Source organism: Streptomyces sp. HD (assembly GCF_028369295.1).
GTDB lineage: Bacteria > Actinomycetota > Actinomycetes > Streptomycetales > Streptomycetaceae > Streptomyces.
This window is the reverse complement of the sequence record NZ_JAQMYP010000167.1, coordinates 1-731: the sequence shown is the minus strand read 5'-3', so window position 1 is coordinate 731 and position 731 is coordinate 1. Positions and strand designations below refer to the sequence as shown.

Sequence of the window (731 nt, the reverse complement as noted above, 5' to 3'; positions counted from 1 at the left end):
GGAGGAGAAGAGGACGAAGGCGTCCAGGTCGCGGTCACGGGTGAGTTCGTCCAGATGCAGCGCGCCCAGCGCCTTCGCCCGCAACACCGTCGCGAACCGCTCCGGCGTCAACGCATCGATCACACCGTCATCCAGCACACCCGCCGTATGCACCACCGCATCCACCGGATGCTCCGCCAACAACCCAGCGAGCACCGCACGATCCGCCACATCACACGCGACAACCGTCACCCGCACCCCGGACGCCGACAACTCGTCCCGCAACTCCCGCGCACCCGGAGCCTCCAGACCCCGACGACTGGTCAGCACCAGATGACCGGCACCCTCCCCAGCCGCCCACCGCGCCACCCGAGCACCCAGAGCCCCCGTACCACCCGTGACCAGCACCGTCCCCCGCGGACACCAACCACTCTCCGCCCCGGCAGCCGAAACACGATCCAGCCGACGCCCGAGGACGCCGGACGGGCGGACAGCGACCTGGTCCTCCGTGCCGTCGCCGAGGAGAACGCCCATGAGGCGGGTGGTGGCACGGCGGTCCAAGACCTCGGGCAGGTCGATCAGACCACCCCAACGATCCGGGTACTCCAGCGCCGCCACCCGGCCCAGACCCCACACCGCACCCTGCACCGGATCCGCCGGACCGTCCGAACGACCCACCGACACACCACCACGCGTCAGCACCCACACCCGGCCACCCACACCCGCGTCACCGAGCGCCTGCAGCAGCACGG

1 protein-coding gene is annotated in these 731 nt (G+C 70.9%); it reads right to left on the bottom strand.

What is annotated here, in order from left to right; genetic code table 11:
- Nucleotides 1-731, bottom strand: a 731-nt coding sequence (locus tag POF73_RS45830) for a beta-ketoacyl reductase (RefSeq protein WP_272125485.1), incomplete at both ends; no start/stop codon positions are given.